This window comes from Bacillus sp. PK6-013 (genome assembly GCF_054161445.1).
Window position 1 is genome coordinate 343,017 of the sequence record NZ_CP096417.1, and the last position, 25,148, is coordinate 368,164.

Sequence of the window (25,148 nt, forward strand, 5' to 3'; positions counted from 1 at the left end):
AGACAGCCGAATCAGGCTGTCTTTAATCTTGGTTTAAAAATGCGAGAGCTGCCGACACAAGAATTTTCGCCGCGTTCAGCATGCCTTTTTCATCGATATCAAACAGCGGGTGATGGTGCGGGTAAACGGCTCCAGTCTGCGGATTGCCCGCGCCGGTAAAAAAGAATGATCCAGGGACATGTTCTAGATAATAAGAGAAATCTTCGCCGATCATATTCGGTTCGAGTTCGATGACGGCTTCAGGGCCGACGATTCGATTGGCACATTGGCGGACGATGTCCGTTTCTTTTTCATGGTTGACGACAGGCGGGTAGCCTTTTTCATAATCGAGTGAAAATGAAGCGCCGTTGCTGTCGCAGACGCCCTTGATGACGCGTTCCATCTCGGCGATGATCGTCTCTTGGACATGCTTTGAAAAGGTGCGGACCGTTCCTTCAATGACCGCTTCTTCGGCGATGACGTTAAACGCCTGGCCTGAATGAAACGTTCCGATCGACAAGACGGCTGCTTCCGTCGGATCGATTCTGCGGCTGACGATTTGCTGGAGATGGTTGACGACTGAGGCTCCTGTTATTAAAGCATCTGTCGTTAAGTGAGGCGCGCCTCCGTGTCCGCCCCGCCCGGATATCGTGACTTTAAATTTATCAGCGGCTGCCATCATCGGGCCTGATGTAACACCGACTTGACCGACGGGCATCGGAGCCCAGATGTGGGTGCCGAAAATGGCATCCACGCCTTCGAGACAGCCGGCTTCAATCATCGGTTTGGCGCCGCCTGGTGTGACCTCTTCACCGAATTGATGGATCAGCACGACATTTCCTTTCAAGTCTTTTTGATGCTTTGCCAGGGCTTTTGCGGCTGTGAGGAGAGCCGACGTGTGAGCATCGTGTCCGCAAGCGTGCATGACGCCGGGGACAGTTGACCGGTACGGAACATTTTTTTGATCCTGTAATGGCAGAGCGTCGAAATCGGCTCTCAAGGCGACCGTCTTGCCGGGGCGGCCGCCTTTAATATGACCGATGACCCCTTGGCCGCCGACATTTGTTCTCACGTCAATCCCGAGGTTTTCCAAGTAATTTGCAATGGTGCGCGGTGTATTGACCTCGCGGTGGGAAAGCTCCGGATATTGGTGAAAATGTCTCCTGAGTTCGATCATTTCCGGATATAATGCATCTAATTCTTCAATTACGGACTTCACCGTCATCTCCCTTTCCGCTTCAAAAATTGTAAGACGATTCTATCATTTTACCATATGAAATTGAATCCATCTGCAGTCCGCCAAACCGTTTTGCTTTAGGGAAAAGCAGATATTGGATATGATAAAGGTTGAGGAGGTAAAAGGATGAATAAAACGATTGAAACTATTTTAAATCACCGTTCGATCAGGTCTTTTACAGATCAGCTCCTGACCGAAGAAGAGGTTCGCCTGCTTGTGGAGAGCGCTCAAAGCGCATCGACGTCCAGCTATATTCAAGCTTATTCAATCATCGGTGTCACCGACCCGGACAAGAAGCGCAAGCTTGCGGAATTGGCCGGAAATCAGCCATATGTTGAAAAAAAACGGCCATCTGTTTGTATTTTGCGCAGACCTTTACCGGCATGACAAAATGGCCCGGGAAAAGGGTGTAGATATCACAGCTTCTCTTGAAGGGACGGAGACCTTTATGGTCAGCGTCATCGATGCAGCTCTTGCCGCTCAAAATATGTCAATAGCGGCCGAATCAATGGGCCTCGGCATCTGCTATATCGGCGGGATTCGCAATAACTTGAACGAAGTCTCCGGGCTTCTGGAAATACCTGAATACGTTCTGCCGCTGTTCGGGCTTGTCGTCGGCCATCCGGCCAACCTGTCGGATAAAAAGCCGCGTCTGCCGTTTGATCACATTTATCATGAAAATGCCTATCAAGCGGACGATGCCGAGTTTAAAAAACATATGTCCGCATATGACGAAACGATTTCAAACTATTATCAAAAGCGGACAGACGGCAAACGGTCTGACAAATGGACAGACCAGATCACCGGCAGCCTCAAAAAGCCGCCGCGTGCGTATATGAATGAATTCGTTAAAGGAAAAGGTTTGAACAAAAGGTAAGGAACGTCCCCTCCGACTCGGAGGGGACTTATCTTGTCAGCATGTATTGAAGAAAAAGATAAAACATCAGCCAAAAGGGAAGACTGAAAAGGATTCCGAATAAACAGCCTTTTGCAAAGCGTTCTTCTACGACTGGCGGGTGCGTTTTTTGCTTCGTCTCATTCATCAGTATTAGGAGCTCCTTTAGGTTTATCCATGATACTATTATTTCTTTTTGCGCAGGAAAAGTAAACGAAGACTTGGGGTGAAAAAGATGTTGTCATTAAGCATACTTGATCAGACTCCCGTTTCTGAAGGAAGCACACCTGAACAGGCTTTACAGCATACGGTGGAGCTCGCGCAAGCGGCGGAGCGCCTCGGATACAAGAGATTTTGGGTTTCCGAGCACCATTTTTCAAGAAACTTGGCAGGATCAAGTCCGGAGGTTCTGATCGGTTATCTTGCGGCTAAAACAGAGAAGATCCGTATAGGATCCGGCGGCGTCATGCTTCCCCATTACAGCGCCTACAAGGTGGCAGAAAACTTCCGCGTCTTGGAAGGACTTGCGCCCGGAAGGATTGATCTCGGTGTCGGACGTGCTCCGGGAGGGATGCCGATCGCTTCCATGGCTCTTCAAAATGGAGGAAGACGGATGACTGACCAATATCCCGAACAAATTCAGGATCTCGTCACATATTTACACGATCAAGCCGATGAACACCACCGCTTTCCCAACTTGACCGCATCGCCGAACGTGGCCGCAGCGCCCGCTGTCTGGCTGCTCGGCTCCTCAGGGGAAAGCGCGAGGCTTGCCGCCCAAACAGGGGCATCGTATACATTTGCCCAATTTATTAACGGCGAAGGCGGAGAAGAGGCGGCCAGACTTTACAAAGAGAGGTTCGAACCTTCTGTATTGGGTGAACAGCCAAACGTGATCATTGCTGTATTTGTGATTTGCGCTGAGACAGAAGAGAAAGCAGAGAACCTTGCAAAAAGCTTGGATTTCTCTTTATTAGCCAATGAACAGGGGATAGTGACCGAAGGCTTTCCATCATTGGAAACGGCGCTGTCATATCAATATTCTCCTTATGAAAGAAAGAGAGTGGAAGACAATCGAAAACGGATGGTCATCGGGACGCCGCGGCAGGTGAAGGAACAGCTGCTTGAACTGGCCGGCGCTTACGGAACGGATGAAATCATGGCGGTGACGATCACCCACGATTTTCAAGACAGGCTGGAATCTTACCGGCTGCTGGCCGAAGCGTTTCATCAGTCAATTTAACGTTTTTGCTGAAAAAAATCGAGAAAATGGCGGATCGGGAAAAGAATAAACAGAATGCATATGTATAAAGCGGTAAACAGCCAGCTGAGCGGAACGAGGATGACGGTATCGACGGTTTGCTCCGTTGCTTTTTGAAAAGGCTTGGGCTCGCGCTTCTGCAGGTTGACGGCGAAGTACAAAATCGTGAAAAATATAAAGCAGACAATAAGGAAGGATAAGCCGAATAATACGATAAAAGAAAGCATATATACGATGTCCTCCGATTGCTTTTTTCACGTTTTGAAGAGAAGGGAGAGCTTCTCCTGAACGCATTATCCGTATTTTAACATATAAAAGCCTTGTTGAGTGGTTCTCAACAAGGCTTGTCATTATTCGACGATAAAAGGGTCTTCCGTCAGAATGTAGCTTGATTTTCCTTTGGCGGACGCATAGGCTAGCATATAGTATTTTCCGGACTTAAGGGTTGCGGCGTCATTGATTTTGCCGTTCCATTGATAAGATTGATAGCCTTTGCCTTGGTTTTTATAAACGCCGGCCTGCCCGAGAAGGTTCAGATTTTCATCATAGACGAGAAATGCGAGCTCTTCAGCCCCGCCCGGCAGGTAGGCTTCGATCGTGTAAGCACCCTGCTTTGCCCCCGGTTCAACCGTTACGGATGTGACGCGCGGGTAGTCAGGCTCTTTGACGATCAACAGGAGCGGAATTTCGGCGACTTTTCTGCCTCCTTCACGGACGTAAACCGTGCCTTCATATGTGCCTGCTTTCGTTTTGGCGGAATTGACGGTTACTTTTGCCGTTGCTTTACCTGTTTGATGGGCCGGTACCACGACTCGTTCCGTTCCTGATACCGTGATGCCCGCTCCTTTAAAGGAGTATTCGAGCTGATAGGCTTTTCTGAATGAAGAAAGGTTTTCAATTGTGAACGCTTGTTTTTTCGTTTGTTTTCCTTTGTCTTTCAGGAACGTTCCGTATGAGTGGCTACCCGGCGTTACAATTGATGAAGCATGAAGGGCCTCGATGATGCGGATGCTGCCCGCTCCTTGCGTATTGTGAGGGAGAGGCTTTCCGTTTTCATCCGTCAATTTTTCCGCCGTATTCATCAGCACGCCTTTGATTTGCTCTGGCGTCCAATCCGGTTTGGCCTGCTTTAATAGGGCTGCCGTTCCCGCGACATGCGGGGAAGCCATGCTTGTACCCTGCTTTGAACCGTAACCGTGAGGGTTTTTCGGATCGTGGGTCGGAATGGTGCTGACGATATTGACGCCTGGCGCTGAAACGTCAGGTTTAATCATCCATGTATCCATGACAGGTCCGCGCGACGAGAAGGAGGCAATCGTTTCCCCGAGCTTTTTGTCCAATTTGAAAGAAAAGACAGCAGAGCGTTCCCCTTCTTTGATCTGCTGAACAAGCTTTTCGCCCTCTTCTTTCGACAATTTGACAGTCGGTACGGCCATCCCCATAACGTTGGCCTCGATTTCCCCTGTTACATTATTGTAAATCACGGCTCCGACAGCGCCGGCGTTTTTGGCGTTTTCGGCCTTATCCACAAATGGAATGACGCCTCTCTGGATAACCGCTACTTTTCCTTTCACATCTTTGCCTTTGAAATCGTCAGCTTGTCCGATCCCAGCTTCAACAAGTTCCACGTCTTGACCGTTCAAAGCTTCAAGATCTTTTTCCTCCTGGTATCCCATCACTTTTGCTGACGAATACGAAGGAAGCCTCACAGAATATTCATTATATGGAAGCTGCGAGGCGCCGACGGAAATCGCATCCCTTGAAGTTCCCGGCGAGCCGACCGTCCAGTTTTCCGGTCCGCTGTTTCCGTTTGACGTAACGGCGACAACTCCTTCGGCCATCGCCCAGTCCAGTGCGATGCTTGTTGCATAATCAGGGCTGTTCAGTGAATTGCCCAATGAGAGGTTCATCACTTTTGCTCCGTCCGCGACGGCTTTTTCAATGCCTGCAATCACGTTCTCGGTTGTTCCTGAGCCGCCGGGGCCGAGCACACGGTAAGCAATAAGCGTTGCTTCAGGCGCCACCCCTTTAATCTGACCGTTCGCGGCGATGGTCCCCGCAACATGGGTGCCGTGATCAGTCGCTTCTCCGCGCGGGTCGCCTGCCGGTGTTTCTTGTGGATCATAGTCATTATCCACAAAGTCATACCCCTTATATGGGCCGAAATTCTTCTTTAAGTCAGGATGTGTGTAATCCACACCCGTGTCAATGACAGCTACCTTAATGCCTTTACCGGTATAGCCTGATTTCCATGCCTGATCTGCTCCGATGTACGGTGCACTTTTATCCATCTGTGGATAAATGGCATCCGCTGCAAGTGTCACGTCTTTTCCTTTTATGCTGTCAGGTTTGTAAGCTGCGTTCGGATAAACCGCTTTTACTTCCTTGACGGCGAGCAGCTTCGGAATTTCACTGGCCGGCAGTTTCATTGAAAAACCCGAAAATACACGGTCGTATTCGCGGTTTATTTTCGCTTTTTTGAGTGTTTTCAGCGCACTGTTTTTCGCTTTGCTGCGAGCGGTTTTTAAAGAAGCTTTCGTTTGCTTTTCCCCATCCGCTTTTGCTTCGGCAAGCGACTTTTCTTTCAGCTCCACAATAACTGTTGTCTGTTTATCAGACGTCACATCAATATCACCGTAGATTTCAGCTTTCTCAAGTTCAGGCGACTTTTGATCGGGAACGGATGTTGCCTGCACTCCGGTGAGGAATGTGGATAACGAAAATAATAGAATAAAAGCCATAACGAAATAGCGCATGATACTTTTTCTCAATCTGTTTTCCCCCTTACGGATAAATGGTTTCTTTGTAATCCTTAGAGTTTCGAACTTTTAAAATATTCTCTCAGTTTCAAAAAAATCCTTCTATATATAGAAATAATTTTCAAAGATTCAATGTATTGGAGTGGATGTCTTTAAACTTATGCACAATTTACTGTGTATAAGTGAATAAACTTGTGTATAGATATTGTAGGGAATATACGTTCTTATACTAAATGTTGAATAAATATGTGGATATGTGGATATACCCTGTGGGTAATATGTGTTTATCCTTAGGATAAGCTGTGAGTAAGTTACATTCATGGTTTGTTTCCGTTGAATCATGCGTTTCCATCAGTTTTCAACAAAACTTCTAAAAACTAGAATCATTTTGCACACACATTGTGACAAACATTTTCATTTTGCTGGGATAAGATAGAGCAAGAAAGTTTAATAGAGTTGCTAGTTTTATCACAACGAAACTGGAGGGGATAGGTATGAAAGGTTTGATATCATTTTTAAAATTATGGACGGCCGTGCTGCTGAATGCGGTGGTGCCTGTCAGAGAGACTCAGATGAAGGTGATGGCGTTCGCCGGCGGTACATATCAGGCTGCCGATGCTTATCAGGCAGGCGGCTTTTCGGAAAAAAGAGAAGAATCAACAGAGCGGATGTCGGGCTGTAAGAGAGCGATGCCCGGCAGTTTTACGACAGAACCCAACCGGGCTGTTTGCCAAAAAGCGGTGAAGAGGGTAAGAGCCGGACCAACTCTTTACATGGGAACTTAAACAAGGTAAAATCCCACTCATAACGGGAAGTGGGTGACGGCTTTGAAAATCTATAAAGTATTGAACAACAATGCAGCAATCATAAAGGAGGATGGTCAAGAAAAAATTGTCATGGGGCCTGGTATCGCTTTTCAAAAAGGCAAAAACGATACCATTCCAAGAAACAAGGTAGAAAAAATTTTTACCATTCATGAAGAAAATGAAAAGTTTAAACAAATCCTCGAAACACTTCCGGAAGAACATATTGAAGCTGCCGAAGAGATCATCAGCTATGCGGAAGGGCGGCTGTCCGCACCGTTGAGCGATCATATCCACATCGCCCTTGTGGATCATTTGTCATTTGCGATCGAGCGAGTCCGCAAAGGATTCGTCATTCAAAATAAATTATTAAATGAAATCAAAGCGCTTTATAAAAAAGAATATGAGATCGGACTCTGGGCAATCGATTTGGTCAAAGAAAAATTGAAAGTCGAATTGCCTGATGATGAAGCGGGTTATATTGCGCTGCATATTCATACCGCAAAAATGGATGCGGAAAACATGCAGAAGACGCTTAAATACACGAACATCATCAAAGAATTGATAGAAAAAATCGAATGCTGTTTCAATCAGAAGATTGACGAAAACAGCATCTCATATCAGCGTCTTGTCACGCATCTCAGGTATGCCATCAACAGGCTGGAATCAAATGAAGCGTTTCATGTCATGGACGATGACATGCTTTATTTCATCCGGAAAAAGTATCCTGGAAGCTACCAGTGTGCGGCAGGGCTGGCGGATTACGTGAAAACTGAATATGATCTTCATCTTCCGGAATCGGAAGTCGGATATATTACGCTGCATGTCCAGCGTTTAAATGATTCCTATAGGTAATACCGCCTGATAACGCGCGATCAGGCTTTTTTTAGGTCGATTTTCACAGAAAATAAAAAAGTAGTTGACGAAAGCGTTATCACATAATAAAATGAAAGCGTATTAAAAAATAAATACCGGGGATTGTGACTGGTAAAGCAGGCAAGACCTAAAATTTGCTAGATGAATGGGGAGAATCTATCCGCCATTCGTTGGTGAATTTTAGGTCTTTTCTGCTTTTTTTTTAAAAAAAGGAGGAGTCATCATGAATCACAAAGAAATCGCCGTACGTCTTATACAGCTTCTTGGCGGAGAAGATAATGTTATCAGTGCAGCTCATTGTGCGACAAGGCTTCGTTTGGTGATCAAGGACGAAGCGAAAATCGACCAGGAAAAGGTCGAAGAGCTGGAAGGTGTAAAAGGAGCCTTTTCGAGCTCTGGCCAATACCAGATTATTTTCGGAACAGGACTTGTTAATAAAGTGTATGAACAGTTTGCCAAAGAGCTGAATCTTGACCAAAAGGAAACGGTTCAGCACAGCGATGCCGCAAAGGGAAAAATGAATCCTTTAGCGCGATTCGCGAAAACGCTGTCAAATATTTTCGTGCCCATCATCCCGGCCATTGTTGCAAGCGGTTTATTAATGGGGCTGTTGGGGATGATGAAGGCATTTCAGTGGGTCGATCCTGATGCAGCGCTGTATAAAATGCTTGATATGTTCTCAAGCGCGGCATTTATTATCCTTCCGATCTTGATCGGTGTCAGTGCTGCGAAAGAATTTGGCAGCAATCCTTACCTGGGGGCTGTACTTGGAGGTATTTTAATTCACCCGAGCTTGTTCAATCCTTGGGGACTGGCAACTGCATCTCCGGATGTGATGAACTTTTACGGGCTCAAAATTGAGATGCTGGGCTATCAAGGAACCGTTGTTCCAATTTTGCTTGCCGTGTATGTGATGAGTAAAATCGAAAAAGGCGTAAGAAAAATTGTTCCAAACGCGATCGATCTTTTAGTGACACCGTTTGTCACGATTATTTCAACGGGATTTATTGCCTTTATCGCAATCGGTCCTTTAGGAAGAATGCTTGGTACAGGGATCACGAACGTTTTAACTTATGTGTATGATCTTGCCGGACCTGTTGCCGGACTGATTTTCGGAGGAACATACTCGCTGATCGTTTTAACTGGTGTTCACCACAGTTTCCACGCGATTGAGGCCGGCCTTATCGCTGACATCGGCAGGAACTACCTGCTTCCGATCTGGTCTATGTCCAATGTCGCCCAAGGCGGGGCCGGACTTGCCGTATTCTTTTTGGCAAAGCGCGCAAAAACAAAAGAAATCGCTTTACCTGCTGCTTTCTCTTCTTTTCTTGGCATTACCGAACCTGTTATTTTCGGTGTTAACCTCCGTTACCGCAAGCCGTTTATCGCGGCAATGGCCGGTGGAGCGCTCGGTGCTGCATACGTTGTCTTTATGAATGTTGCGGCAAACGCCTACGGTTTGACGGGAATACCGATGATTGCGATTGTTGCCCCGCTTGGAATGGGCAACCTGATCCATTATTTAATCGGAATGGCGATCTCTGTGTCTGTCGCGTTTATCACAGCCTTTATCTTAGGAATTAATGAAGACGAGAAAAAGTGACGGAAGGAGGGGAAAACGATGAATCAAGATCAGGAGCTTCGTCAAAAGGCAATAAACCGGGTTGAAGAATACCGGGATATTGTAAACCTTGATCCCTATCGGCTGCATTATCACATCATACCTCCTGTCGGACTGCTGAATGATCCGAACGGATTCATTCAGTGGAAGGGAGTTTACCATCTTTTTTATCAGTGGATGCCTTTTAAAACGGGGCACGGTGCAAAGCTGTGGGGGCACTACTCTTCAACAGATCTCGTGAACTGGCGGCATGAAGAGATCGCCCTCACGCCGAGCGACTGGTTTGATAAAAACGGCTGTTATTCAGGAAGCGCGATCGCTGAAAATAATGTGCTCCACCTGTTTTATACGGGGAATGTCAGAGATGACGAGGGAAATAGGGAGACCTATCAATGTCTCGCCGTCTCAAAAGACGGCATCTCGTTTGAAAAACAGGGGGTTGTTGCAAGGCTTCCGAAAGGATACACGGCTCATTTCCGCGATCCGAAAGTATGGAAAAAGAGTGGCAGCTGGTACATGGTGCTCGGCGCCCAGACTGAAAAACTTGAGGGCAGAGCCGTTCTGTTTCAATCGGATAATTTGAAAGACTGGCAGTTCCTTGGCGACATCACAGGTTCAAATACAGATCAGCTCGGGGAATTCGGCTATATGTGGGAATGCCCTGACATGTTCGAACTAAACGGCAAAGACGTCTTAATTGTCTGTCCGCAAGGCCTTGAAGCAAAAGAGATGCGCTACCAAAACGTCTATCAGTCAGGTTATTTTGTCGGTGAATTGAACGAGCAGAAACCGGGTTTTACACACGGAGACTTTGAAGAGCTTGACCGCGGCTTTGATTTTTATGCGCCGCAGACGACAAAAGACGAATCAGGCCGGAGGATACTGGTTGCCTGGATGGGTGTTCCAGACCAGGATGAACAGAGCCAGCCGACGATTCAGCATCAATGGGTGCACTGTATGACATTGCCGAGGGAATTGCATTTGCAAAACGATAAAATCGTTCAAAAACCGGTCGCGGAGCTTAGAACGCTCCGCCAAAACGAAAAACGCGCAGCAATATCACTTAATCAAGGCACCGAAAAACTGGACATTGTTCAACCGGACAAAACCGAGCTTTTCATCAGCCCGCAACTTATTGAAGACAGCTTTGAGATTTCCTTCAGGGGTGCCGCGCGACTCATTTACAATAAAGCTGACGGCATCATAACTTTGGAAAGAAACAGCTATGTTGATGAAAGAACGGAAGCCAGACATTGTCGTTTGCATGAGCTCCGCGATTTAAACATCTTTTTAGACGCGTCTGCGATTGAAATCTTCGTCAATGGGGGAGAGGAAGTCTTTACGGCAAGATATTTTCCTTACCCGGGAAATAATGATGTTTGGATCGGTGCCAGAAAAGAAATCATAGTGAATGTGACATCCTGGACGGTGGCATAAAGGGTGCGGTTTGCTATTTTCTGTACAATCCCTTTATGATATGCTTTTTTTAGAGAGAGTGCAGTGAAAAAGGGGTTGTTTTTTTGGATCAAAACCAGCAGAAGTTGACAGCTGTGCGTTTGAAAAAAATGGCGGATCATATTGAGGATACGAGAGAGGAATACAATGGTTTGCTCCTTCAGATGAAGAAGCTGATCGGCGGTATTGAAGATAAAACAATTCCGGATGATGAAGAAATACAAAAGAAACTTCAAGACACTTATGAACAAATGAAAGAATATGCTCTTTTTGTGGAATCGATCGAGACTTTCTTAAGATCATCTGCAAGAACGATCAAACGCGAAAGCTAAATAAAAGCCAGCCCCTTTTAATGGGGCTGGCTTTTATTTGCCGCTGAGCCGTAAAGCGGAGTGCTTCGTCGGCCCGACGTATTGATTCAAACGGAATGATTCGCGGATGGCTTCCGTAATAAATGTTTTTGCAGAATAAATGGCTTCTTTTACATTTGAACCTTTGGCGAGTTCAGCCGTAATCGCTGCGGAATAGGTGCAGCCCGCCCCGTGCGTGTATGGAGTTTCAATTCTTTCTCCTTCGATGACTTCTGCATCCCGGCCGTCAAATAATACATCTACCGCTTTTTCGTGATTCAGTTTGCCTCCTCCTGTAATGAGGACGTGTTCAGCGCCGAGGCCGTGAATGACTTTTGCCGCTTCCTTCATTTGCTCAACCGTTTTAATTTCTCCAAGTCCGCTGAGCTGGCCGGCTTCAAAAAGGTTTGGCGTAATGACCGTGGCAAGCGGAGCCAAAAGCTCTCTTAAAGCCTTTGCGTGTTCGGGATACAGCACTTCATTTGCTCCTTTACATACCATAACGGGATCAATGACGACATTTTTCATGCTGTGCTTCTTGATTGTGTCTGCCGCCAATTCAATGATATCAACGGTCGGAAGCATGCCCGTTTTCATCGCATCTACCCCGATGCCGTCCACAATCGTCGACAGCTGGGCGCGGATGACTTCTGTATCAACTGGGAATACCTGGTGATTCCAGTTGTTCTCAGGATCCATGGCGACAACAACCGTAAGGGCCGTCATTCCATAGACGTTCTTTTCTTGGAACGTTTTTAAGTCCGCCTGAATGCCGGCGCCTCCGCTTGAGTCAGAGCCGGCGATTGTCAGTGCTTTGTGCATTGTCATGTTCAGTCAATCCTCCACGATAAGAGATTCCATCCAAAGTTGGTTTATTACTTATTATAGACAGCTTTTCGCAAGATCACAATGAAATGGCTGCCGCTTTATAGTGCAGCGGTCCTCTGCCAAATTTCGTGAATGGATTGGCATAAAAAACCAAACCATCTTTTGATCCATGTGAAATTATTCGCATTATGATTTAATATGTTTAGAATGAAATAAGAAGGAGCGTATATCACAAATATGAACATATCTATCGTAGTTGTCACGCACAACCGGGTCACCGCTTTGTGCGAATTGCTTGAATCCATTACAAAACAGTCTGTTGCACCATTTGAAGTCATTATTGTTAATGATGCCGGGGAGAGCGTCGACTTTGTTGAGCGCCTTTATTCAGACCTTCCGATCAGAGTTATCCATCTGAAAGAAAACGTGAAGCATGTAAAAGCGAGAAATATAGGGGTGAAAGAAGCTTCCGGAGATGTTATTATGCTGTGTGATGATGATGATTTTTTCACTCCGTGCCATATGGAAAGAATGTTGAATGCGCTGGAGACCGCCGATTTTGTTTATTCGGATGCTGAGATTGTGTCTTTCGAAGAAAAAGAGGATAAAAGAATTCCGACAAGCCGTTATCTTTTTGCGTATTCCTTTAACTTGGATGAAATGAGGAAGTTTTCTACATATGTTCCTTCAGGGAGTATGTACAAACGGTCTCTTCATGACGAGATCGGCTATTTTGATCCTGCTGTCCACAATTATTGGGATTGGGACTTTTTCCTGAGAGCAGCTGAGCGCTTTCGCGTGAAAAGGGTTCCTTTTGCAAGCGTCATCTATGCGTTTTCAGATCAGGGTGACAACCAATCCGGAGATCTTGGCGGAATGAGACAGTATTATTTGGATGTCTTGAGTGAAAAGCATCAGCTTGGCAAGCTGCCGACAAAGAACTTTTTCGTACTTCTCGAAGAACCTGCTATGAAAAAAAGGGAAGCGGAAAGCGAAATCGTCTGGGACGGAAAACCGGTCGCATCCAGGCTTTCCGCTGCAAGACAATTGAGTTAAGGAGGCCTGAACATTGAAACAGATTTTGAATGACAGCTGGTGGCAGCAGCTGAAGGACGAGTTTAATAAGCCTTACTATCAAGAACTGAGGGAAATGCTGAAAAGGGAGTATGCAGAGCACACCGTATATCCTGAACCGAACGATATATACAATGCTTTGCATTATACTTCCTATGAAAATGTTAAAGTCGTGATTCTCGGCCAGGATCCGTATCATGGCCCGGGGCAGGCCCATGGCTTAAGCTTTTCCGTACAACCCGGTGTCAATCCGCCGCCTTCTTTGAAAAATATCTTTATAGAATTGCAGAATGACATTGGCGCCGACATCCCTAATCACGGTTCTCTCGTCAGTTGGGCCAAGCAAGGCGTTCTGCTGCTGAACACCGTTTTGACTGTGAGACGGGGCCAGGCAAATTCGCATAAAGGAAAAGGGTGGGAACAGCTGACAGACAGTATCATAGATGTTTTAAACAAAAGAGATAAGCCGGTCGTTTTTATTCTCTGGGGCCGGCATGCCCAAATGAAAAAAGAGCGAATCGATACATCCAAGCATTTCATTATCCAGTCGCCGCATCCGAGCCCATTCTCGGCTAGAAACGGGTTTTTCGGGAGCAGACCGTTTTCAAGAGCCAATCAGTATTTGGAACAAATCGGTGATGAGCCGATTGATTGGTCCCTTCCGAATCTTTAAAATCGCGAGAACCGCTAAAATAAGCGGTTCTTCGTTTGTCTGGCTCCTATCTACCTGAGAAGTTTTTTGATGATTCGCAGCCCGTTTTTTGATGAAGGGTAACGGAATGAAATGTCAAACAGGTTTGTCTGTTTTAAAACGCTTTTCTCGTGGGAAAACGTCTTAAAGCTGTGATACCCATGGTAACTTCCGATTCCGCTTTCGCCTACGCCGCCGAAGGGGAGGTAAGGTGTGGCTGTGTGCATCAGCGTGTCATTGATGCATCCCCCGCCAAATGAAATCCGGCTGAGGATGTGCTTCTGTACCGGTTTTTCATTCGTAAACAAATAGAGCGCGAGCGGTTTAGGGCGGCTTTGAACCATTTGGATAACGTCTTCGATTGTTTCATAGCCGATGACAGGAAGGAGCGGCCCGAAAATCTCTTCCTGCATGATCGGCGATTCCCAGTCGGGTTCATCGATAATGGCCGGAGCAATTTTAAGTGCGTCTTTTTGATACGTTCCGCCTGTTACGATATTCTCGTTGTGTAAAAAGCGGAGTAACCGTTCGAAATGACGTTCGCTTATGATTTTTCCGTACGCCGGATGGCTTTCCGGCGCTTTTCCGTAAAATGTTTGGATCGATTGCTTCAGAGCGTGCAACAGCCCGCTTTTCACATCTTTGTGTACGAGCAGATAATCAGGCGCAATGCACGTCTGTCCTGCGTTTGTCAGCTTTCCGAAAACAATCCTTTGAGCTGCAAGCTTAAGATCAGCATCCTTGTGCACGATGCAGGGGCTTTTTCCGCCAAGCTCAAGTGTGACTGGAATGAGCTGTTTTGCTGCGGCTTCCATGACGACTTTGCCCACGGGAACACTGCCTGTAAAAAAGATATAGTCAAATTTTTGCCGCAAAAGCACTTGATTCGTCTCCACCCCGCCCTCAATAACGGATACATATTCGGGGGGAAAGATTTCTTTAAGCATCTTGGATATGACGCTGGATACAGCGGGAGCAAGCTCTGACGGTTTGATGACGGCCGTATTCCCCGCAGCAAGTGCGCCGATCAGAGGCGAAACGGCAAGCTGAAACGGATAGTTCCATGGCGCGATGATCAGGACCGTGCCATAAGGCTCCGCAATGACGATGCTTTTTGAACCGATGTGCGAGACGGCCGCTTTCGCCTTTTTCGGCTTGGCCCATTTTTTTAATCGTCTGCTGATGAAGCGGATTTCTTCCAGTACAATGCCGATTTCCGTCATATAGGCTTCGTGCTCTGATTTATTAAGGTCTTTCTGAAGGGCTTCAAGTATGTCCCGTTCATATTTTTTTACAGCATTCTTAAGAATGTTAAGCTGTTCCAGACGATTTTCAACAGCGAGTGTTGCCCCGCTTAAAAAATATCGCTTTTGCTCGGTAACGGTCGTTTCGATGGAGGGTGTACGTTCTGCCATTCCCTGATTCCTTTCGCTTTTAGAAATTCGAGTGAAGTTTTTTTTCATTATGTGTGACAGCCTTTTCAGCTGTCAACTTTTAGCCGTAAGAAAATCGGCGTTTTCTACCTGCGTTTGCCTGCAGATATCTTTTTTAAAAGTGCAAAAGGTGATATTTCACAGCAGGAGAGGCAATTTTTCGCAATGGATATTTGCAAAGTGCATTCGGCACGGGAGAAGTTAATTTGGTAAAATGAAATGGAAACTGAAAACGGTTTGGAGGATCGATTTGATGAACATACATATATCAAGTTTGCTGCAGAAGATGGAGGACGAATTGAAAAAAGCAAAGGAATGCAGCCAGGAAAATGAATTGAAAATGCACATCGCGGTTATCCGCTCCCTTTGCGACGTCATTGTTGAACCGCAGCAGCGGCCGTCCGTCCAGTCTTCACCCTATGTTCAAACGGCCAATAAACCATCGAGCTACCAGCTGATGCTAGAAAAAATGATGGGGAGCGCCGGTGCTGAACAGTACAAAAAACAAGAGAAACAAAAGCACGAAGATGACGGCAACGGAGATTCTATTTTTGATTTCTAGGCGCCGTCGGCTGTTTTAAAAAAGAGAGGTTGATCAACTTGAAACTGCTTTTTGGGGCTTTACAATGGACGGCATTTATTATTGCGGCCGCAATCGTGGTGCCAATTGCAATCGGGCAGTCATTCGGGCTGAACCAGGCAGAGACCGCTGGGCTGGTTCAAAGCACTTTTTTCGTGCTCGGCACAACGGCTTTTATCCAATGTTTATTGGGACACCGCCTGCCGATTAATGAGAGTCCGGCCGGCCTCTGGTGGGGCGTGTACACGATTTATTCCGGTCTTACAGGGACCGTATTTGCGACTCATATTGAAACGCTTCAGGGGCTGCAGGGAGCGATGCTGCTAAGCGCGGTTTTCTTCTTTATTTTTAGTTTATTTAAAGTTATTGATAAGCTGGCTGTGATGTTTACTCCTGTTGTGACGGGCATTTATTTACTGCTGCTGGTCATCCAGCTTAGCGATCCGATCGTTAAAGGTGTCATGGGGATCGGCTACCGGAAAAACGAGGTCGATATACCCGTGTTTTTGCTGGCGGTTGTGGTCATGCTGGCTACGTTTCTGATGAGCCGGTCAAACATTCCGGTTCTCAAGCAATATTCAATTTTAATTGCGCTTTTCGGCGGCTGGGTCTTATTTGCCGTATTCGGCGTGGCGAAGGCGCCTGAGCATGCGAACCAGCTGTTCCGCCTTCCGGATATTTTTCCGTTCGGAATGCCGCTGTTTGACAGCGGATTAGTCGTTACTTCGCTGTTTATTACAGTATTGTTAATCGTCAATATGCTCGCCAGCATACGGGTGGTTGAAGGAGCGGTCAGACAGTTTGAGAAGCTGGAGGAGAGGAGGCGGGCACGTCCTGCCGGATTTATCGCCTCCGTCAGCCATTTGCTGAGCGGATTGCTCGGAGCTGTAGGCACGGTGCCGATATCCGGGGCGGCCGGGTTTATTCAAACGACGAGAATGTCTTCGAAAAAACCGTTTTTGCTCGGGAGTTTGATCGTGATCGTCATCAGCTTTTTCCCGCTGGTCATGAATACTTTTGCCAGCCTGCCGTCTCCGGTCGGCTTTGCGGTGAACTTCGTCGTGTTTTCAACGATGGTCGGCCTGGCATTTGCCGAATTCGATTCTTATGAAAAGGACGAGGCAGGCCGCATCCGTTTTGTTACCGGGATTGCGCTCCTTGCCGGCGTGGGGGTCATGTTTGTACCTGAAAGTGCTTTGGAAGGAATGCATCCTGTTTTTGTTTCCATTTTAAGCAATGGGCTTGTCCTTGGAACAATTGTAGCGATTGCTGCGGAACAGATGCAGCTACGGAAAAAGAAATTTGACAATATCGTGTCATGAGATGTGCAAACGTTGAAATTAAAGGCGTGTGCGCTATGATGATAAAAGAAAGGCGGGCGATTTGATCGTGAAATTATTTTTAATTTTAGGTGCTGTCAATGCGATGCTTGCGGTTGCTTTAGGGGCGTTCGGAGCTCATGGTCTTGAGGGGAAAATTCCCGAGAAATATTTGCAAATCTGGCAGACCGGCGTCCAGTATCATATGTATCATGCGCTCGGTTTAATTGCCGTCGCGCTCATCGCGTCAAAGCTTACAGATGCGGGAAGCGTAACTGCGGCAGGTTGGCTGATGTTTGCCGGAATCGTTTTATTTTCAGGAAGTTTATATGTCCTCAGCCTTACGCAAATCAGCGTCCTCGGTGCGATTACTCCGCTGGGCGGCGTGGCGTTTATTGCCGCATGGATCATTGTTGTTGTATCAGCTGTTAAATACTTGTAGCTTACTAAAAAGCCAATCTCCTGAAAGGATTGGCTTTTTTTTATTTTAACAGGGGCTGATTCATGGTAATTTAATGTTATGAACAGGGCGAAAGACCCGGCTTTTGCATTTTGACAGAAGGGATGTGCATGACGGAGGACCGGTCTCCGTTCAAAGATGAAAATTAAAGTGATCATTGCGGATGACAATTCATTCATAAGAGAGGGTATGAAAATCATACTGAGCACTTATGATGAATTTGAAGTGCTGGCGACGGTGGAGGATGGCTTGCAAGCGGTCGAATTTTGCCGCGGCCAAGCTGTGGATATTGCACTGCTTGATGTCCGCATGCCCAACATGGATGGAGTGGAAGCTGCGCGGCTCATTTCAGAAACGGGCGCCAAGCCTTTTATTTTAACAACGTTTGATGATGACGAATACATCGTCGCTGCCATACGGAACGGAGCAAAAGGATATTTGCTGAAAAATGCCGATCCTGAGCGAATTAGAGACGCAATTAAAAGCGTGTACAACGGCCATACTGTCATGCAGGATATCATCCTCGACAAGATTAAATCCAATTTGGCGGAGCATAAAGAAGCGGAATCAAAAATAGACGAAAGCCTGTTTACCGAACGCGAGCTCGGAATTATGGCCCTGATTGCCAGAGGGCTGTCCAATAAAGAAATATCGAAAGAACTGTTTATTTCTGAAGGTACGATTGCCAATTATATTTCCTCGATTTTGGGGAAAACAGGGCTTGAACACCGGACGCAAATCGCAATTTATTATTTAACTGGAAAAGTTAACTTTTAATCTGGGGGATCACCATGGAATTGCGGATTATGACCGGCAAACTGATTTTGCTGGGATTTATCATTTATCAATGCGTTTCTTCGGAAATTGACAATCTGCCGTGGCTTGTGTTCAGCATTCTTGTTTACGCCTGTATCAACCTCGGGATTTCAATTTTATCTGAAGGAAAAATAAAAAAGCTTTTTATTATTATGTCTGTCATCATTTCAATTTTTTCTTATGCCGAGGTGCACCCCCTATTTATTTTATTTCTTCCTTTTAGCCTGTATGAAGGAGCAGCTGATTTCGGGCTGCCGAAGTGGATGGTACTTGCCGCTTCAATCGTTCCGGTTTTGTTTATCAATGAAAGCATCTCAGCGGTCTACGCGTTGACAGCCGCTTTTCAATTTTTGCTGTACTGGGCGGCAAGCCAAGATGCAGCGCGGATTGAAAAGCTTGAACATCATATCGATCAAACGAGAAGAGACCTGGAGAAGGTAACAAACATGCTGCGGGAAAACAAAGAGTTCATCAGACAATCCGAATATACGTATAAGCTTGAGGAGCGGAACCGGCTTTCCCAGGAAATACACGATAAAATCGGCCATTCCATGACAGGAGCGCTGATTCAGCTCGAAGCGGCGAAGCGCGTCCTTGACATAGACAAGGAAAAAGCTTCCGAGCTCCTGCAAAACGCGATTAACATCTCCAAGGACGGGATCGAAAATATCAGATTGACGTTAAAAAGCGTCAAGCCGCCCTCAGAACAGATGGGTATCCATAGATTGAAGCTGTTTATCGATGAATGTTCGGCGCGGTATCATATGAATATTTCATTTTTGCATAAAGGTGATTTGGATGTTATTTCTCAAATTCAGTGGAAGATTATGTTTGAAAATATCACCGAAGCACTGACAAACTCGGTGAAATATGCAGAAGCGACACATGTATCCATCTATATTCATGTGCTGAATACACTCATTAAAGCCGAAGTGAAAGACAATGGAAAAGGGCGACAGAAAATCAAGAAAGGGATGGGGATCATCGGGATGGAGGAACGGGCCGCTTCTGTTAACGGAAAGGTGATTGTTGACGGTTCGAACGGCTTCTCTGTCACCACCTTGCTGCCCAAGCATGAATGATTTCATGAATTGAATATGAATTTTCTCATGTGAAAAAGATGAAATGCTGCACTGCCGCACCATTCATCTTTTTTTTATAATGAAATCAAAATGAGGTGAGAACATGAATGTATTGGAAATCCATCATCTAACAAAAAAATTTGGCGACTTCGTTGCCGTCGACAATATATCACTCTCGATCGAAGAGGGCGAAATATTTGGATTGCTCGGCGCAAACGGGGCCGGAAAGAGCACGACCATTCACATGATCTCGAGTTTGCTGAGATGCAATGAAGGCGAGATTTTGATTCTCGGAAAAAACATTGCGAAACACCGCAAATTCGCCAAGATGAATATCGGCATTGTCCCGCAGGATCTGGCCATTTACGAGGATTTAACGGCATATGAAAATGTGAAGTTTTTCGCCGGACTCTATGGTCTCCGCGGGGCCCAATTGCGCAATCGGGTGGAAGAAGCATTGCAGTTCGTCGGTTTAAGCGATAAGCATAAAAGCTTCCCGAAAAATTTTTCAGGCGGAATGAAAAGAAGGCTCAATATCGCCTGCGCGATCGCCCACAGGCCAAAGTTGATCATCATGGATGAACCAACGGTGGGAATTGATCCGCATTCGAGAAATTATATTTTGGAATCCGTCAAAAAGTTAAATGCGATGGGCTGCACGATTATTTACACCAGCCATTATATGGAAGAAGTTGAAGAGATCTGTACGCGGATCGCCATCGTGGATCATGGAAAAATTATCGCCGAAGGAACGAAGGAGCAGCTGAAATCGATCATTACCAACACGAAAGATATTCAGGTCGTTCTTAAATCGGCGGAAAATGTCGATATCGGCGAACTGAAAACGATCAGCGGCGTGGAGGCGGCTGCTCTTGAAGACAATACGATCAAAATCAACTCGGATGCAGGTGTCAATAATTTAAACCAGATTATTGAGAAGCTGATGAAAAACGGGGCCGAGATTCGTTCATTGGAAGAAAAAGCGCCTAATTTGGAAACCGTGTTCCTGACCTTGACCGGAAGACAGTTGCGCGATTAGAAAGGGGGCCATGGTTTGAATACACTCATCATTGCGAAAAAAGAAATTGTATCGGCTTTTCGGGACAAGCGGACATTCCTTTTTATGCTGGCATTTCCGATTGTACTGATTATGATTTTAGGCACCGCGCTGACGAACGCTTTCGATCAGCAAACAGCAGCGGTCGGCGAGGTTCATGTTCTGTATAAAGACAAGGCTGACGGAGCGTTTTCGGAAGGTTTTAAAACATTCGCAAAAGAAGCGAAAACATCCGGCGTTCATTTTAAAAAAATATTGTCTGATACGGATGGAAAACAAGAAATCAAACAAGGGAACTACGATGCTTACCTTGAGATCGAAAACAGCGGCATCAAGCTTTACCAAATGGATAAAAACAGTATGAAAAACAGCATTATTCAAGGAATGCTGACCGCGTTTGCAAACCGGTACAATGCCGCACAAGAGATCATCAAAGCCGCTCCTGAGCAAGCGGGTGCCGTGCTCGGGGACACACCTGGCGACCATTATATCAAGGAGACGTCTCTCAGCTCAGACAGAAAGCCCAACTCCATGGATTATTACGCGGTTACCATGACCACTCTGATCGCGCTTTACAGTGCACTAAGCGCCAGTTATTTAATAAGGGGAGAGCGGCTTGGAAAAACAGCCGACCGGCTGATCGCGGCGCCGGTTCATAAAGGCGAGATTTTTGCCGGCAAGCTGATTGGCAATCTTGTGACAAACGGATTATGTATTTTTGCCGTCGTCATATTCAGCAAATACGTATTTAAAGCGTACTGGGGAGATCATCTCGCCCTTGTGGCGGCCGTGCTGTTCAGCATCGTATTGTTTGCCGTATGCCTCGGCCTTGGCGTCAGTTATTTGACGAGAACGGGGGAAGCGGCAGTGGCGATCATTAACGTGTTGATTCCGCTGGTTGCATTTTTCGGAGGCGCTTATTTTCCTGTCGAGGGTGCGGAAGGTGTTTTAGCTTTGATCAAAGACCTGTCTCCGCTCACATGGACGAACGAAGCTATTATGAACATTATATTTGCGGACGATCTAGCGGCGGGGCTGCCCGTAATCTTGCTGAACATCGGTTTATCCCTGTTATTTCTGCTGATTGCCGTTGTCTCATTGCAGAGAAGGGAGGGGCTGTAAGATGAAAGAAATGCTATGGCTTGTCAAAAACACACTGAATGTCACCTTCAAAAAGAAAATCAATATCTTTCTGTTCGTATGTCTGCCCTTGCTAGGCATATTCGTATCGCTTTTAACAGAGGGAAGCATGGACAAGACAGATTTGCGCGTCGGAATTATCAATCATGACGGCGGACGAATCGCCGAAGATACTAAGGATTTTTTGAAGGGGATCGAGAATGTCAACATCAGCGCGGTCAGTGAAGCAGAAGGGAAAAGTCAAATTGCGTCAGGGGAGCTTGATTGCGTCATTACGTTTGAACAAGGCTTTTCTCAAAGCGTGCAGAGCGGAGAACCGGCTCATATCGCCATTGCATCTGTCAAAGGCGCTGAAATCACCGGGTTTGTGAAATCGTATGTTTATCATTACATTGATAATATCGCCGCAATCGGCAAATCGGCGCAGGGGAATGAAAAGCGTTTTGAGGAAATGTATAAAAATTACCGGAGTTCTGAAACGGGTGTCAAAACATATACGGTTGAAGACACGGCGAAAAATAGAAACATGACGGAGCGGACGGTCGGTTTTCTTCTGATGGCGATGCTTTTTTCAGCGGGAAGCTTGACCGAACTGTTAGTGAAGGAAAAAGAGAACAGAACGTATTTCAGGCTTTTGACCACACCGATAACGGCAAGACAGTACGTTATGTCCAATGTGGCCGTCAGTATGTCTGTCATCGCATGCCAAATCTTTTTAACATTGATAATGGTGAAATATGTGTTCCGGATGGAGACTGGCATCTCATTTTGGGAGATGGCAGCGGTGCTGTTGATTTTTGCGCTAAGCGCGGTCGGCCTGGCGCTGATCACCGTCGTCTTTGCAAATAGCTCTAAGTCATCCGGGGTATTGCGAAATTTAATATTTATGCCGACGATCATGCTGTCCGGATGTTTTTGGCCGATTGAAATCATGCCGTCTTTCGCACAGCGTATCGCGGACTTTCTTCCGCAGCGGTGGGTGCTGGATACGCTGGCAAAATTGCAGGAGGGACAGCAGCTTCAAGGTCTGTATTTGAATATCATGATCCTGTTTGCTTTCGCTGCTGTCTTTTTCCTCATCGTTATTTACAAATTCAAACGTAATAATGATGTGAGAAACTTTACTTAATATCTATAAAAAAAGGGTTCGGTTTTAATGAAACCGAACCTTTATCTTGGGGTATATGAGGCCATTGAATACGGATAATCATAAGTGATCGGCTCATCAAACGTAATATAGTCAAGATACACCATCAGCAGCAAATAGCGTGTGCCTGTTTTTCTGTCGCTTAAAATAATGTGGTCGCGGCCGGCTGCTTCAATTTCTCCCCGAAAGACTTTCGCATTCCATTCCGGATTGTTTTCAAATGTCATATATACGGTTGCCACTTTTCCGCGATTGAGCCGCAAAATATTTTCAATGTAGGATTGCTCAAGCGGCAGCATGCCGGGGATACTCGGTGAAGTCTGCTGTGCTGAAGGCATCGGAGGGACCTGGACTCCTGCCGGCTGCGGCTGGAACAGCTGTGGGCCGGGCTGCTGATACGATTGCTGCCCCCCCGTTTGGGTGAAAGGCTGCTGTCCATGCTGCTGGTACATTTGCCCCATCTGCCCCATCTGCGGATAAGGGTTGGGCCCCATTTGCTGCCGGAAATCCGGCATTTCAAGCTCCTGAAGCGGCTGAATCTGATTTTTTTTAAATTTCATCTCGTTCCTCCTCATTTCATTGTGTCAAAGTCATGCCTACCGTCCATACATGAGGAATGATAAAGTGCTGCTATGAAGACGATCCGGCTGTAAAAGACTCAAGATGATAGATCAATATTTCCCATCCCTTTTACAGTATGAACGGGCGGGATGGAATATGACGACACATCATGTTGGAAAGAGAAAAACAAAAAGACCGCTCGTGAAAAGAGCGGTCTTTCTGCATATTAACCTGTGATCACTTCATCTTCAGGATGGCGGATCGGCGCCTTCTTCGGCTTGGCCAGCGTAAACGCCATAGTGAGAGGCCCGACGCGGCCGATAAACATCATCATCATGATAACCGCTTTGCCTGCGGTCGTTAAATCAGGTGTCAGTCCCATCGACAGGCCGACCGTTCCAAAAGCGGAAAATACTTCAAAGACGATTTCCAAAAATGGAGCATTCTCTGTGATCGTCAATATAAATAATGCGAAAAGCACGAATAAAAAACTGATCACAATGATGGCCAAAGCTCTTAAAATGGTTTTCATTTTAATCGCCCTTTTGAACACAACCGTCTCGCTTTTTCCCCTTAAAAAGGTGATCGTCGCCAAGATCATCACGATAAACGTTGTCAGTTTAATTCCACTTCCTGTTGACGCGCTTCCGGCTCCGATAAACATCAAAACGATGGTTAACAGGAGGGACGGCGTTGTCATCTGGGCGATATCAAGCGTATTGAATCCGGCAGTTCTCGGTGTCACACCCTGGAAGTAAGCGCCCCACATTTTGTCGGCTAAAGGCAGTCCGCCGAGCGTACCTGGATTCGAGTATTCCAAAATAAAAATCAGCAAGGCGGCTGTCGTATTGATGATCAATGTTCCAACGATCATGAGCTTGGAATGCAGCGATAATGTCCGGAAGTTTCGCTTTGTCCATAAATCCAGCAGAACGGTAAAGCCGATACCCCCTGTAATGAAAAGGCCTGTGATGACAATGTTGACAATCGGGTCGCCCACATATTGAGACAAGTTGTCCGGCCACAGGGAGAACCCCGCATTGTTAAAGGCTGAAATCGTGTTAAACAAACTATGAAACAAGCCTTTTTGCAAACCGTATTCAGGAACCCATCTGATCGAAAGGATCAAAAATGCGACAAATTCTATGACAATGGTGAAAATAAACAAATGCTTGACCAGGCGGACAAGTCCGCCTAAAGAAGTCTGGTTAAATGCTTCTTGAACGAGAATCCGCTGCTGCAGGCCGATTTTTTTGCCGATCATCATGATGACGAGAACGGCAAACGTCATTAAGCCGAGTCCGCCGATTTGAATCAGGCACATAATAACTGTTTGTCCGAAAACCGTAAAATCTGCCCCTGTATCGACAACAACAAGCCCCGTTACCGTAGTTGCAGAGGTGGCCGTGAATAAAGCATCCACCCATGAGATGTAAGTAGTGGATGCGCCGGGCAGCTTCAATAAACAGGCGCCGATGGCAATGATAATCAAGAAACTGAGCGCCAGCGTCTGCGGCGGACTAATATTGATGTTCTTACCTTTTACAAGATTTGAAGAAACCAATTTAGGCATTTTTTCGTTCCTTTCTTCATCCATTCAGTCAAAACATGAATGGAGAAAAAGCAAGGTGATTTCAAATTTAAACGCAGATGGTCATGTTTCAATAATGTCAATAATGTACAGCCAGATACACCGTTTGTCAACAAAAATCAGGAGAATGAAG

The 25,148-nt window shown here is 46.2% G+C and carries 24 protein-coding genes and 1 pseudogene; 17 read left to right on the plus strand and 8 right to left on the minus strand.

Annotated elements, in window-relative coordinates:
* Positions 1-22: 22 nt before the first annotated feature.
* The gene (locus M1E03_RS01650; protein ID WP_035339285.1) at positions 23-1,198 is read right to left on the minus strand and encodes an amidohydrolase; all 1,176 of its coding nucleotides are present in this window, start codon (positions 1,196-1,198) and stop codon (positions 23-25) included.
* A gap of 144 nt (positions 1,199-1,342) precedes the next feature.
* On the opposite strand from M1E03_RS01650, the pseudogene nfsA reads away from it, so the two are divergent.
* Positions 1,343-2,093: pseudogene (gene nfsA / locus M1E03_RS01655) on the plus strand (oxygen-insensitive NADPH nitroreductase).
* A gap of 28 nt (positions 2,094-2,121) precedes the next feature.
* Here nfsA and M1E03_RS01660 read toward each other — a convergent pair.
* Positions 2,122-2,259 (minus strand): hypothetical protein, encoded by a 138-nt coding sequence (locus tag M1E03_RS01660; protein WP_023857015.1) that lies wholly within the window; start codon positions 2,257-2,259, stop codon positions 2,122-2,124.
* A gap of 87 nt (positions 2,260-2,346) precedes the next feature.
* On the opposite strand from M1E03_RS01660, the gene M1E03_RS01665 reads away from it, so the two are divergent.
* Positions 2,347-3,354 (plus strand): LLM class flavin-dependent oxidoreductase, encoded by a 1,008-nt coding sequence (locus tag M1E03_RS01665; RefSeq protein ID WP_105979506.1) that lies wholly within the window; start codon positions 2,347-2,349, stop codon positions 3,352-3,354.
* On the opposite strand, the gene M1E03_RS01670 is transcribed toward M1E03_RS01665, so the two are convergent.
* Together M1E03_RS01670 and M1E03_RS01675 are read right to left on the minus strand one after the other, a co-directional pair.
* Positions 3,351-3,599, minus strand: a complete 249-nt coding sequence (locus M1E03_RS01670) for a hypothetical protein (protein ID WP_023857017.1) — start codon at positions 3,597-3,599, stop codon at positions 3,351-3,353. The two genes, M1E03_RS01665 and M1E03_RS01670, sit on opposite strands and share 4 nt — an antisense overlap.
* 123 nt (positions 3,600-3,722) lie before the next feature.
* A complete protein-coding gene (locus M1E03_RS01675) occupies positions 3,723-6,143 on the minus strand; it encodes a S8 family peptidase (RefSeq protein WP_458110636.1) in 2,421 nt (806 codons plus the stop codon).
* Between the two features lie 482 nt (positions 6,144-6,625).
* Here M1E03_RS01675 and M1E03_RS01680 point away from each other — a divergent pair, with 482 nt between their 5' ends.
* The 5 genes from M1E03_RS01680 to M1E03_RS01700 all read left to right on the plus strand — a co-directional run bounded on the left by M1E03_RS01680 (position 6,626) and on the right by M1E03_RS01700 (position 11,218).
* Entirely contained in the window at positions 6,626-6,916 is a 291-nt protein-coding gene (locus M1E03_RS01680) for a hypothetical protein (RefSeq protein WP_095291406.1), read from the plus strand.
* 42 nt (positions 6,917-6,958) lie between these two features.
* Positions 6,959-7,789, plus strand: a complete 831-nt coding sequence (locus tag M1E03_RS01685) for a PRD domain-containing protein (RefSeq protein ID WP_095291409.1) — start codon at positions 6,959-6,961, stop codon at positions 7,787-7,789.
* Positions 7,790-8,033: 244 nt separating this feature from the next.
* Entirely contained in the window at positions 8,034-9,413 is a 1,380-nt protein-coding gene (locus M1E03_RS01690; RefSeq protein WP_023857021.1) for a sucrose-specific PTS transporter subunit IIBC, read from the plus strand.
* An 18-nt stretch (positions 9,414-9,431) separates the two neighbouring features.
* The gene (locus tag M1E03_RS01695; RefSeq protein ID WP_095291412.1) at positions 9,432-10,868 is read left to right on the plus strand and encodes a sucrose-6-phosphate hydrolase; all 1,437 of its coding nucleotides are present in this window, start codon (positions 9,432-9,434) and stop codon (positions 10,866-10,868) included.
* A gap of 83 nt (positions 10,869-10,951) precedes the next feature.
* Positions 10,952-11,218: a hypothetical protein gene (locus tag M1E03_RS01700; RefSeq protein ID WP_165389258.1), complete on the plus strand. Its 267-nt coding sequence runs from the start codon at positions 10,952-10,954 to the stop codon at positions 11,216-11,218.
* A 33-nt stretch (positions 11,219-11,251) separates the two neighbouring features.
* Here M1E03_RS01700 and M1E03_RS01705 read toward each other — a convergent pair whose 3' ends face one another.
* The gene (locus M1E03_RS01705) at positions 11,252-12,064 is read right to left on the minus strand and encodes a bifunctional hydroxymethylpyrimidine kinase/phosphomethylpyrimidine kinase (RefSeq protein ID WP_020453339.1); all 813 of its coding nucleotides are present in this window, start codon (positions 12,062-12,064) and stop codon (positions 11,252-11,254) included.
* Between the two features lie 237 nt (positions 12,065-12,301).
* On the opposite strand from M1E03_RS01705, the gene M1E03_RS01710 reads away from it, so the two are divergent.
* Complete coding sequence (locus tag M1E03_RS01710) at positions 12,302-13,120, plus strand: glycosyltransferase family 2 protein (protein WP_020453338.1); 819 nt, start codon at positions 12,302-12,304, stop codon at positions 13,118-13,120.
* A 13-nt stretch (positions 13,121-13,133) separates the two neighbouring features.
* Complete coding sequence (locus tag M1E03_RS01715) at positions 13,134-13,811, plus strand: uracil-DNA glycosylase (protein WP_020453337.1); 678 nt, start codon at positions 13,134-13,136, stop codon at positions 13,809-13,811.
* Between the two features lie 50 nt (positions 13,812-13,861).
* On the opposite strand, the gene M1E03_RS01720 is transcribed toward M1E03_RS01715, so the two are convergent.
* Positions 13,862-15,244 carry an aldehyde dehydrogenase gene (locus tag M1E03_RS01720; RefSeq protein ID WP_026580265.1) on the minus strand — a complete coding sequence of 461 codons (1,383 nt, stop codon included), beginning with the start codon at positions 15,242-15,244 and terminating at the stop codon, positions 13,862-13,864.
* Between the two features lie 271 nt (positions 15,245-15,515).
* On the opposite strand from M1E03_RS01720, the gene M1E03_RS01725 reads away from it, so the two are divergent.
* The 8 genes from M1E03_RS01725 to M1E03_RS01760 all read left to right on the plus strand — a co-directional run bounded on the left by M1E03_RS01725 (position 15,516) and on the right by M1E03_RS01760 (position 22,845).
* Positions 15,516-15,824 (plus strand): YwdI family protein, encoded by a 309-nt coding sequence (locus M1E03_RS01725; RefSeq protein ID WP_458110637.1) that lies wholly within the window; start codon positions 15,516-15,518, stop codon positions 15,822-15,824.
* 38 nt (positions 15,825-15,862) lie between these two features.
* The gene (locus M1E03_RS01730; protein ID WP_023857027.1) at positions 15,863-17,164 is read left to right on the plus strand and encodes a purine/pyrimidine permease; all 1,302 of its coding nucleotides are present in this window, start codon (positions 15,863-15,865) and stop codon (positions 17,162-17,164) included.
* A 67-nt stretch (positions 17,165-17,231) separates the two neighbouring features.
* Positions 17,232-17,603: a DUF423 domain-containing protein gene (locus M1E03_RS01735; RefSeq protein WP_023857028.1), complete on the plus strand. Its 372-nt coding sequence runs from the start codon at positions 17,232-17,234 to the stop codon at positions 17,601-17,603.
* A 156-nt stretch (positions 17,604-17,759) separates the two neighbouring features.
* A complete protein-coding gene (locus M1E03_RS01740; RefSeq protein ID WP_023857029.1) occupies positions 17,760-18,398 on the plus strand; it encodes a response regulator in 639 nt (212 codons plus the stop codon).
* A gap of 14 nt (positions 18,399-18,412) precedes the next feature.
* Positions 18,413-19,519 carry a sensor histidine kinase gene (locus M1E03_RS01745; RefSeq protein ID WP_023857030.1) on the plus strand — a complete coding sequence of 369 codons (1,107 nt, stop codon included), beginning with the start codon at positions 18,413-18,415 and terminating at the stop codon, positions 19,517-19,519.
* Positions 19,520-19,622: 103 nt separating this feature from the next.
* Positions 19,623-20,558 carry an ABC transporter ATP-binding protein gene (locus tag M1E03_RS01750; RefSeq protein WP_023857031.1) on the plus strand — a complete coding sequence of 312 codons (936 nt, stop codon included), beginning with the start codon at positions 19,623-19,625 and terminating at the stop codon, positions 20,556-20,558.
* Positions 20,559-20,573: 15 nt separating this feature from the next.
* The gene (locus M1E03_RS01755) at positions 20,574-21,698 is read left to right on the plus strand and encodes an ABC transporter permease (protein ID WP_023857032.1); all 1,125 of its coding nucleotides are present in this window, start codon (positions 20,574-20,576) and stop codon (positions 21,696-21,698) included.
* A 1-nt stretch (position 21,699) separates the two neighbouring features.
* Positions 21,700-22,845 carry an ABC transporter permease gene (locus M1E03_RS01760; protein WP_458110638.1) on the plus strand — a complete coding sequence of 382 codons (1,146 nt, stop codon included), beginning with the start codon at positions 21,700-21,702 and terminating at the stop codon, positions 22,843-22,845.
* A 41-nt stretch (positions 22,846-22,886) separates the two neighbouring features.
* Here M1E03_RS01760 and gerQ read toward each other — a convergent pair whose 3' ends face one another.
* Positions 22,887-23,423 (minus strand): spore coat protein GerQ, encoded by a 537-nt coding sequence (gene gerQ, locus M1E03_RS01765; RefSeq protein ID WP_020453327.1) that lies wholly within the window; start codon positions 23,421-23,423, stop codon positions 22,887-22,889.
* Between the two features lie 227 nt (positions 23,424-23,650).
* The gene (locus M1E03_RS01770; protein WP_458110639.1) at positions 23,651-24,997 is read right to left on the minus strand and encodes a TrkH family potassium uptake protein; all 1,347 of its coding nucleotides are present in this window, start codon (positions 24,995-24,997) and stop codon (positions 23,651-23,653) included.
* Positions 24,998-25,148: the final 151 nt, after the last annotated feature.

Coding starts and splice junctions, on each gene's coding strand:
- M1E03_RS01660 (WP_023857015.1), bottom strand. CDS start 2,259: ATGAATGAGACGAAGCAAAAAACGCACCCGCCAGTCGTAGAAGAACGC.
- M1E03_RS01665 (WP_105979506.1), top strand. CDS start 2,347: ATGTTGTCATTAAGCATACTTGATCAGACTCCCGTTTCTGAAGGAAGC.
- M1E03_RS01670 (WP_023857017.1), bottom strand. CDS start 3,599: ATGCTTTCTTTTATCGTATTATTCGGCTTATCCTTCCTTATTGTCTGC.
- M1E03_RS01680 (WP_095291406.1), top strand. CDS start 6,626: ATGAAAGGTTTGATATCATTTTTAAAATTATGGACGGCCGTGCTGCTG.
- M1E03_RS01690 (WP_023857021.1), top strand. CDS start 8,034: ATGAATCACAAAGAAATCGCCGTACGTCTTATACAGCTTCTTGGCGGA.
- M1E03_RS01695 (WP_095291412.1), top strand. CDS start 9,432: ATGAATCAAGATCAGGAGCTTCGTCAAAAGGCAATAAACCGGGTTGAA.
- M1E03_RS01705 (WP_020453339.1), bottom strand. CDS start 12,064: ATGACAATGCACAAAGCACTGACAATCGCCGGCTCTGACTCAAGCGGA.
- M1E03_RS01710 (WP_020453338.1), top strand. CDS start 12,302: ATGAACATATCTATCGTAGTTGTCACGCACAACCGGGTCACCGCTTTG.
- M1E03_RS01720 (WP_026580265.1), bottom strand. CDS start 15,244: ATGGCAGAACGTACACCCTCCATCGAAACGACCGTTACCGAGCAAAAG.
- M1E03_RS01725 (WP_458110637.1), top strand. CDS start 15,516: ATGAACATACATATATCAAGTTTGCTGCAGAAGATGGAGGACGAATTG.
- M1E03_RS01740 (WP_023857029.1), top strand. CDS start 17,760: ATGAAAATTAAAGTGATCATTGCGGATGACAATTCATTCATAAGAGAG.
- M1E03_RS01745 (WP_023857030.1), top strand. CDS start 18,413: ATGGAATTGCGGATTATGACCGGCAAACTGATTTTGCTGGGATTTATC.
- M1E03_RS01750 (WP_023857031.1), top strand. CDS start 19,623: ATGAATGTATTGGAAATCCATCATCTAACAAAAAAATTTGGCGACTTC.
- M1E03_RS01760 (WP_458110638.1), top strand. CDS start 21,700: ATGAAAGAAATGCTATGGCTTGTCAAAAACACACTGAATGTCACCTTC.
- gerQ (WP_020453327.1), bottom strand. CDS start 23,423: ATGAAATTTAAAAAAAATCAGATTCAGCCGCTTCAGGAGCTTGAAATG.
- M1E03_RS01770 (WP_458110639.1), bottom strand. CDS start 24,997: ATGCCTAAATTGGTTTCTTCAAATCTTGTAAAAGGTAAGAACATCAAT.